Genomic DNA, 7554 nt, shown 5'->3' with positions numbered 1-7554 from the left:
ACGTTCACTGCCGAATAGGCAGCTCAGAAATGTTGTCATCGCTATTGCCTACATTCAACGAATGTTCACTGCCGAATAGGCAGCTCAGAAAAAGGCGGTCAGGCCACAACTCGCCAGGTCGATGTTCACTGCCGAATAGGCAGCTCAGATATTCACTCTTCGATTCGTGACGATCCGCCGGACCGGCGATCCTGTTTTTTCTCCCCGACGCGCCGTTTTTCATCCATGCGCCGTTGTTTGGCGGCCCGCGAAGGCTTGGTCTTGACCCGTGGCCTTGGTGCCGTCGCCGCTTGCTGGATCAAGGCAATCAAGCGCTCGATGGCATCCTGCCGGTTGCGTTCCTGACTGCGAAAGCGCCGGGCGGTAATCAATAGTTCACCGTTTTGGTTCACGCGGCTTCCGGCCAGCGTCCGCAAGCGTGCTCGCACCGCGTCCGGCAGCGAGGGCGAACGCGCGACATCGAAGCGCAGTTCCGCCGCCGTCGCCACCTTGTTGACGTTCTGACCGCCGGGGCCGGATGCCAGTTTGAATTGAAACTGAAGTTCGCCCTCGGGAATGTGAATGCTGGGCGTGGCGATGATCATGGCACGCATCTTCAAGCGGCGGGGCGCGGCTTTATTGTCCGGCTCACCGCCATCGCCACAACGAGGCCGCCAGCGCGATGCCGCCGCCGCTGGCACAGAACAGCACCAGCGAGCCGGGCGTCGGGCCTTTGCCTTGGGCGATGGCGTCGTCCAGCGCCATCGGAATGCAGGCCGAGCCGGTGTAGCCCCATTTATCCATGATCCAATGCGTTTTTTCCAACGGCTGCCCGAGCGCCGCCATGGTGGCTTCGAGGGTGCGCAGATTGACTTGGGTGAAATAATAACGGTCCACGTCGTCCGGCCCTAAACGGGTACCGGTCGCGGCGTTGGCCTTGGCCAGTACCCGCTCGATCAGCGGCGGCCACTGCTCGGTGTTGAAAGTGGCCGGGAACTTGCGCACGAACTGCACTGTCGGCGGTCCGTGGCGCTCCAGATTGGCGAGACTGGCTGGCCGGAAGACCCCGCCGGTGTAGATGCCGAGCGCGTCGTGGTACTCGCCGGCGGCGGTCATCGCGGTGGCCAGCCAACCCGGTTGCGAGCCGGCGCCAACCACCACCGCCCCCGCGCCGTCGGCGAACAGGGTCACGGTCTTCTTGTCGCCCCAGTCCAGAAACCGACTCATGCCGTAGGCTCCGATCACCAGCACGAAGCGCTCGTCGGGTTCGGTGACCAGCGTCTTCGCCGCGATGTCCAGGGCGATGACCCAGCCGGCGCAGGCGCTGTTCACGTCGAACACGCCGGCGCGGCGTGCTCCCAGCTTGGCATGCACCACCGCCGCCGTGGCCGGACTGAGATAATCCGGGGTGTCGGTGGCGACGATGATCCGATCGAGATCGGTCGGCTCCAGACCGGCTCGCTCCAGCGCCACCTGGGCGGCCGCAACCGCCAGATCCGAGGTCGTCTGGTCCTCGGCCATGAAATGGCGTTCGCGGATACCGACATTTTCCACCAGCCAATCGCCGACCGACTCGCCCAGTAAGCGATCGAATTCGGCGTTGGTCATCAGCCGTTCCGGGACGTAGCCGCCGGAACTCAGAATCTGGGCATAACGCATCGTAGCCTCCACAACGCAATACCGGCGGTTCCGCCGGCGACAATCATCGTTACCCTACCCTACTCCAGACTGGCGAACAGATCCCAGTGGCCGACCGACAAGCGGGAGTGGCCGCGCTCGATCAAGTCGCGCCGATGCCGTGACCAATCGTCCAGCCAAGCATCCGGTCCAGGCGCGATTTGCCGCACGGCCTCCGTCCAGCCGTCCAGCAGCGCCGTCTGCAAGGCAGCGTCTTGCGCGGCCAGCATCCAGGGACTGGGCCGCAAACCCACCCGGTACCCCAGGCGTTCGAGCAAACCCGCCAATGTGGGAGCGGCATCGGGACCGAGTGCCGGACCGAAGCCCTTGTCGGTACATTGATGGCGATTGATCCATTCGCGCACCCGTTCGTCGTCTTCCATCGCGGGTTCCCAGGCGATGGAACCGTCGTAGCTGAGTACGATCAGCAGCACCGCCCGCCATTGCCGGCAACGTCGGGCTAGGCGTGCTAGCCAGTCAGCCGATACCAGATCGATCAAGGCGGAGGCCGTGACCAGTCGCGGGTTCGGAACCACCGTCAGCCATGCCCAATCCTCGCTCAAGTCCAGCCAGCATCGTTCCAATCGGCAATGGTTCGTGTTGTCCTTCAAGACCAGCGTTTCGCCTTCGTCGCTTGCCTTCATCCCTCGTTTGATCGCCCATCGACCCAGATCTTCGTGGGCTTGCGCCAGCAATGCCGGGTCGTGATCCAGCAGTCGCCAATGCTGCCTTCCGCCGAGGACGCGGGCGAGAAAGCGGAAGTTGCTCCCGGTGCCGCTACCAAGATCCAGCACGGACAGGGCATCATGGCGCCGCCGCCAAGCGATCAGCCGAGTGGTCAGTGCCGGGTTACGGGCAGCCGCATCGGCGGGTTCGCGCAGACGCAGCCATTCGGCGGAGAAGCCGCTCATGTCGCCGGAACCGCGTCCAGCGCCGCCGCGAAGCGCGCGCAGGTTTCCGGCCAAGCCGGCAGGGACTGGCGAGCCGCACGGGCGCCGGTGGCAAGACGTTCACGCAACCCGGGTTCGGTCATCACCCGCGCCAATGCCTCGGTCAGCGTCGCCTCGTTACCGGGCGCTACCAGCAGCCCCGCATCCGCCGGTACCGTGTCGGGAATCGCACCCGCCGTGGTGCTGACGATCGGCAATCCCCGCGCCAGCGCCTCGGCCAGCGCCATGCCATAGCCCTCGTGATGGGACGGCAGCACGAAGGCATCAGCTCGCCGGTAGCGAGTCGCCAGGGCCGCCGCGTCCAGTTCGCCCAGAAACTCGATGCGCTTGGTCAAGTCCAGTTCCGTTACCAAGTTGCGTAGCAGAGTGGCGGTGGGTGGATGCAGCCGTTCGCTGCCGGCACAGAACAGTCGCCAGGGATGCTGCTTGAGTCGCGCCAGGGCGTGGAACAGCACGGCGTGACCCTTGCGCGGGGTCAGCGAGGCCACGCATAGCAGCTCCAACACCCCGCCACCCGAGCCTTCCGCCAGCGGCGCGGGATCGGTGCCGGGCGGAATCGCGACACAGCGCTCCGGCGCCACCTCGTAGTCGCTCAGCAGCGCCCGCGCCGTACTGGGACTGGTGACGATCACCTGACGGACATGGCGCAGCGCCTCGCGTTCGCTGGCGTGGAGTTGCCGGCTGACCCTGTCGTCCAGTCCGGTTTCCAGCGCCAGTGGATGATGGAGCAGCGCCACCAACCGCAACCGATCCCGCCACGCGGCGGCGACCGCCGGCATGGCGCCCAGCGCCAGACCGTCGATGACCGCCAGCACCCCCTCCGACAGCGCGGCCAGTACCTCGTCGGCCTCGCGCAGCGCCGCTGGAGTCGGCTGCGGAAAACTGGCGTCGAGCCGCCGAAGTTCGACCCGCCAGCCCAGTGCCGCCAGTCCGGCCATGATCCGCCGGTCGTACAGATAGCCGCCGGTGCGGGTATCGGGATCGCCGGGAATCAGGAACCAGACCAATTTCAAGATAGCGTTCCTTCGTAGGACGCCCAGGCGACATGGGACTCGTGCAGGGTGACGCGCATCGAGCTCAGACCGGCGGCATTCGATCCCAATTGCCCTTCCTCGATCCGCACCGCGACGCGGTCGAAGATCTCGCGGGCCAGGAATTCGGTGGTGGTATTGCGGCCGGCGAATTCCGGCAGTTGGTCGAGGTCACGAAAGTTGAGGTCGCCGAGCACGGCGCGCAGGCAGTCGCCGAGCTTGCCGATGTCCGTGACCACGCCGTCCGGGTCCAGTTCGGGACGACGCAGTTCCAGATCGACGACGTAGGTTGCGCCGTGCGGGCGTTGGGCGGGACCGAAGGTCTCTCCCCGGAAACTGTGGGCGATCATGAAGTGATCGCGGACGCAAACAGTGTACATGCTGTAACCTTGGGTTGAGTGGGTGAGGGAAAGAATCGCCGATCGATGCCTTGCATGAGTTCGGCTTCGGGGCGGGCGCGGGGCTGCCGACAACATACCGCATGGGCCGCTTGTGGGAGCCATTCCATGAGTTCGGTGATTAGCGCGGTTCCAAGTCGGACTGGATTTCGGTCACATACGCCACGCCGTCGCGCATTTCCCAGTGCACATCGCAATCGTACAGCCGCACGCCGTAACGCTGGGGCGCGGTGCCGGTGCCACGGTAGGCCGGGCGCGGGTCCTGGCGCAGGATCTGGACGATCAGGCCGCGCAGCTCGTCCGTCGGCCAAGTTGCGCAGAACGCCGCCGCCGCCGGGCTGAACTCAACCGGCAGGTGTGGCGGCGCCTCGGTCGCGAAACCGCCGGTCGCCTCGGGGAGACAGTCGGCATAGGGCAGATAGGGTTTGATATCCAGCACCGGCGTTCCATCCAGCAAATCCACCCCCGACAGGTGCAGTACCACCCGCTGACCGGCGATGGCCACCCGTTCCAGCCGGACCGCCGATAGCCCGATGGGGTTGGGGCGGAAGGTGGAGCGGGTGGCGAACACCCCCAGCCGCCGATTGCCGCCCAGGCGCGGCGGCCGTACCGTCGACTGCCAGCGGCCGGGCGGCGTGCCGTGAAACACGAACACCAGCCATAGGTGGGAGAACGCCTCCAGACCGCGCACCGCCGCCGCTTGTCCGTAGGGCGGCGACAGCTCCAGGGTCGCCCGCGCCGCCGGCGCCAGCCCCGGTTGGCGCGGGATGCCGAATTTCTCACGGAAACAGGAACGGATGACGCCGATCGGCGTGAACTGGAACATCTACAACCACCCGGTCTTCCTCAAATACCGGTACAGCAACAGGCAAATGAGTGTTACGCATCCCATCACGATGGGATAGCCATACCGCCATTCGAGTTCGGGAAACCAGCCCTTGAAATTCATGCCGTAGATGCTGAACACCACGGTCGGGATCGCCAGCAGCGCGCCCCAGCCGGCCAGCCGCTTGGTCGCCTCGTTCTGGCGGGCCGCGCCGAGCGACAGGCTGATTTGCAGGGCGAACGCCAGGGTTTCCCGGATGATTTCCACGGCTTCGTTGATGCGTAGGGCATGGTCGTGGACATCGCGGAAATAGGGCCGGATATCGTCGGGAACATGGTTGCTGAACACTTTGGTCAGCAGATAATTGCAAACCTCAACCAGTGGCGCGGCGGCGCGGCGCAATTCCACCAAATCGCGTTTGAATTGGTAAAGCTGGCCGAGGTCGTCCTGGTTGAAATCGCCCTTGAACAACCGTTCCTCCAGTTCCTCCACGGCATCTTCCACGGTGTTGAGAATCGGAAAATAGTTATCCACCACGAAGTCGAGGATGGCGTACAGCACGAACCCCGACCCCTTGCCCAGTAGCTTCGGATTACTCTCGCAGCGAGCGCGCACCGTGGTGTAGGACAGCGAAGCACCATGTCGTACCGACACCAGATAGCGAGGTCCGACGAATAGGTGGGTTTCGCCGAAATCCATCTTGCCTTCCTGCATTTGAACGGTCCGCAGCACCACGAACAGGCAATCACCATACAGTTCCACCTTCGGACGTTGATGGGCGTGGTGCGCGTCCTCGGTGGCCAGTTCGTGCAGGCCGAACAGATCCTGAACCTGCGTCATCACTTCTTCGTTCGGCTCGCGCAGCCCCAGCCAAACGAAGGTGTCTGGCCGATCCCGCAGTGCTGGAATGTCCTCCAGCAGGGTATTGGGCAGCTTACGACCGTTGGCATAGGCGGTGCAGTTGACGATCATGTGTCTATCTTCCTCCTATTACCATTACAATAAGTAATATTATTAGGCGTGGTGGGGAGGATTGTGGACCTCCTGCTCACCACATTTGTTGAGTGATCGCGGAGGATCGAGATGGTACGGCATCGGGTTTGCGATGAAGGCGATATTCCCGTCGGAGGAGTCAGAGCATACAAAGCGGGCGGTCAAACCGTGGCGGTCTTTCATCTGGACGACGGCTTTTACTCGACACAGAATGACTGTACACACCTGTTTGCGTCCCTGCACAAGGGCAAGATGGTTAAGGGTGGCCAGATCGAATGCCCGCATCACCGAACGCGCTTCGACATCCGCACCGGCAAGGTGGTGTGCTGGGCCAACCACCCGCCGGGAGTGAAACTACTCAATTTTCTACGTGCCAAAAAAGCGCTCAGAACGTATCCGGTCACGGTCGAGGCCGGGCAGGTGTTTGTGGAGATTTAACGGTCGTCAATGCGAATGTGGCCGTGTTTCCGGCCGATAGGGCTCCTCGCGGTCGTGCAGGTGCATGCGATAATCGACGAAGCCGGCACGGTTGTCGAAATGCAGGAAAGGGTTACCGGCGAGTTGCTCGGCCATGGTCGAGGTCGGCGTGATACCGTAATTGTGGCCGGGCCGGATGAGCGTGTGATCCGGTAGCCGCTCGCCCAGCCGGCGCAGCGTGTGGTACATCTGTTCGGGATCGCCGCCGCGCAGATCGCAGCGCCCGCAACCGAACACGAACAAGGTATCTCCAGTCAATACTTGATCGCCCAACCGATAGCAGGCCGAACCGGGCGTGTGACCGGGCGTATGCAGCACTTCGATCTCGGTTTCGCCCAAGCGGATGCGGTCGCCGCCTTCGTGCAGGGTCGGCAAATCGAGATAGCGATCCCAGAACGCCGCTTCGGGTCTGAGCAAGTGCAACTGGGCGTCGCTGGCATTCAGCAGCGCTTCCACCCCGTTGATGTGGTCGAAATGGCTATGGGTTAACAGAATATCGGTGATCCGTAGCCCGCGCCGCGCGACCAGGTCGAGAATGGCCGGTACATCCCAGGCTGGATCCACCACCGCCGCGCGGTCGCTGGCATGATCGTGAATCACGTAAATGAAGTTGCCCATGTGCCCGAGCTCCAGGGCATGGATGGTGTAAGGAGCGGTGTGATCGGTCATCGCGCGTTCTCCCGGTTGCGGAAAGCCGCCGCCCGCGATCGCGCCATCCGAACGCAGCGGCTGAGCCTTGGAACATTGACAGCGGTTGTCACTCTGAAAGTGCCGAACATGGACCCGGCGCGTTCGGATGCGCCGGGCACTTTTAGCCGGAGGGATTGTATATGCGCTTCAGTCAGGATATCGATACCAGCCAACACTTTGTCCGGGGTTATGGCCCGGGCTGGATCAAGATCAACGAACAGGAAATCCGCCGCAGCTTGATTGTGACCCCGGAACGACTGATCGTCGATTGGCCACCGCAAGCCTTCGCTGATCTGGAGGGTGCGCATTTCGAGGCGATCGCCCAATTGGAACCCGAGATCGTGGTACTGGGAACCGGCGACCGCCAGCGGTTTCCGCACCCGCGCCTGACGCAGTCGCTGCTGGCGCGCGGCGTGGGCGTGGAGGTTATGGATACGGCCGCCGCCTGCCGGACTTACAACATCGTGATGTTGGAAGGTCGCCGGGTCGCGGCCGCGCTGCTGCTAATGTTCGACTAACGCGGCAGGGGAGCC

Annotated in this window: 10 protein-coding genes; 2 read left to right on the top strand and 8 right to left on the bottom strand. The window is 63.5% G+C overall.

Annotation, left to right across the window (positions count from 1 at the left end):
* Positions 1–152: 152 nt before the first annotated feature.
* The 7 genes from arfB to E4P82_RS12020 all read right to left on the bottom strand — a co-directional run bounded on the left by arfB (position 153) and on the right by E4P82_RS12020 (position 5833).
* Positions 153–584: an alternative ribosome rescue aminoacyl-tRNA hydrolase ArfB gene (gene arfB / locus E4P82_RS12050; protein WP_169249118.1), complete on the bottom strand. Its 432-nt coding sequence runs from the start codon at positions 582–584 to the stop codon at positions 153–155.
* A gap of 43 nt (positions 585–627) precedes the next feature.
* Positions 628–1638: a 3-oxoacyl-ACP synthase III family protein gene (locus E4P82_RS12045; protein ID WP_169249117.1), complete on the bottom strand. Its 1011-nt coding sequence runs from the start codon at positions 1636–1638 to the stop codon at positions 628–630.
* Positions 1639–1697: 59 nt separating this feature from the next.
* Positions 1698–2567, bottom strand: a complete 870-nt coding sequence (locus E4P82_RS12040; RefSeq protein ID WP_169249116.1) for a class I SAM-dependent methyltransferase — start codon at positions 2565–2567, stop codon at positions 1698–1700.
* Entirely contained in the window at positions 2564–3619 is a 1056-nt protein-coding gene (locus E4P82_RS12035; protein WP_246327555.1) for a glycosyltransferase family 4 protein, read from the bottom strand. The genes E4P82_RS12040 and E4P82_RS12035 overlap by 4 nt, the downstream gene beginning before the upstream one ends.
* The gene (locus tag E4P82_RS12030) at positions 3616–4017 is read right to left on the bottom strand and encodes a 6-pyruvoyl trahydropterin synthase family protein (protein ID WP_169249115.1); all 402 of its coding nucleotides are present in this window, start codon (positions 4015–4017) and stop codon (positions 3616–3618) included. Before E4P82_RS12030 ends, E4P82_RS12035 begins: the two co-directional genes overlap by 4 nt.
* A 139-nt stretch (positions 4018–4156) precedes the next feature.
* Complete coding sequence (tsaA, locus tag E4P82_RS12025) at positions 4157–4861, bottom strand: tRNA (N6-threonylcarbamoyladenosine(37)-N6)-methyltransferase TrmO (RefSeq protein ID WP_169249114.1); 705 nt, start codon at positions 4859–4861, stop codon at positions 4157–4159.
* A complete protein-coding gene (locus E4P82_RS12020) occupies positions 4862–5833 on the bottom strand; it encodes a magnesium and cobalt transport protein CorA (RefSeq protein ID WP_169249113.1) in 972 nt (323 codons plus the stop codon).
* Between the two features lie 111 nt (positions 5834–5944).
* Here E4P82_RS12020 and E4P82_RS12015 point away from each other — a divergent pair, with 111 nt between their 5' ends.
* On the top strand, positions 5945–6292 hold the full coding sequence (locus tag E4P82_RS12015) for a Rieske (2Fe-2S) protein (RefSeq protein WP_169249112.1): 348 nt from the start codon (positions 5945–5947) through the stop codon (positions 6290–6292).
* 6 nt (positions 6293–6298) lie between these two features.
* Here E4P82_RS12015 and E4P82_RS12010 read toward each other — a convergent pair whose 3' ends face one another.
* Positions 6299–7000 carry an MBL fold metallo-hydrolase gene (locus tag E4P82_RS12010; protein WP_169249111.1) on the bottom strand — a complete coding sequence of 234 codons (702 nt, stop codon included), beginning with the start codon at positions 6998–7000 and terminating at the stop codon, positions 6299–6301.
* A gap of 161 nt (positions 7001–7161) precedes the next feature.
* Between E4P82_RS12010 and E4P82_RS12005 the strand changes: the two genes are divergently transcribed.
* Positions 7162–7539 carry an Mth938-like domain-containing protein gene (locus E4P82_RS12005; RefSeq protein WP_169249110.1) on the top strand — a complete coding sequence of 126 codons (378 nt, stop codon included), beginning with the start codon at positions 7162–7164 and terminating at the stop codon, positions 7537–7539.
* Positions 7540–7554 lie beyond the last annotated feature (15 nt).

This window comes from Candidatus Competibacter phosphatis (genome assembly GCF_012939995.1).
In the GTDB taxonomy this organism is placed as follows: domain Bacteria; phylum Pseudomonadota; class Gammaproteobacteria; order Competibacterales; family Competibacteraceae; genus Competibacter; species Competibacter phosphatis.
Note: the sequence above shows the minus strand (reverse complement) of the source record. Positions and strands in the feature narration are given on the sequence as shown.

Excerpts from the sequence above, each read along its gene's own strand:
- arfB (WP_169249118.1), bottom strand. The coding sequence starts at position 584 with ATGATCATCGCCACGCCCAGCATTCACATTCCCGAGGGCGAACTTCAG.
- E4P82_RS12045 (WP_169249117.1), bottom strand. The coding sequence starts at position 1,638 with ATGCGTTATGCCCAGATTCTGAGTTCCGGCGGCTACGTCCCGGAACGG.
- E4P82_RS12040 (WP_169249116.1), bottom strand. The coding sequence starts at position 2,567 with ATGAGCGGCTTCTCCGCCGAATGGCTGCGTCTGCGCGAACCCGCCGAT.
- E4P82_RS12030 (WP_169249115.1), bottom strand. The coding sequence starts at position 4,017 with ATGTACACTGTTTGCGTCCGCGATCACTTCATGATCGCCCACAGTTTC.
- tsaA (WP_169249114.1), bottom strand. The coding sequence starts at position 4,861 with ATGTTCCAGTTCACGCCGATCGGCGTCATCCGTTCCTGTTTCCGTGAG.
- E4P82_RS12020 (WP_169249113.1), bottom strand. The coding sequence starts at position 5,833 with ATGATCGTCAACTGCACCGCCTATGCCAACGGTCGTAAGCTGCCCAAT.
- E4P82_RS12015 (WP_169249112.1), top strand. The coding sequence starts at position 5,945 with ATGGTACGGCATCGGGTTTGCGATGAAGGCGATATTCCCGTCGGAGGA.
- E4P82_RS12010 (WP_169249111.1), bottom strand. The coding sequence starts at position 7,000 with ATGACCGATCACACCGCTCCTTACACCATCCATGCCCTGGAGCTCGGG.
- E4P82_RS12005 (WP_169249110.1), top strand. The coding sequence starts at position 7,162 with ATGCGCTTCAGTCAGGATATCGATACCAGCCAACACTTTGTCCGGGGT.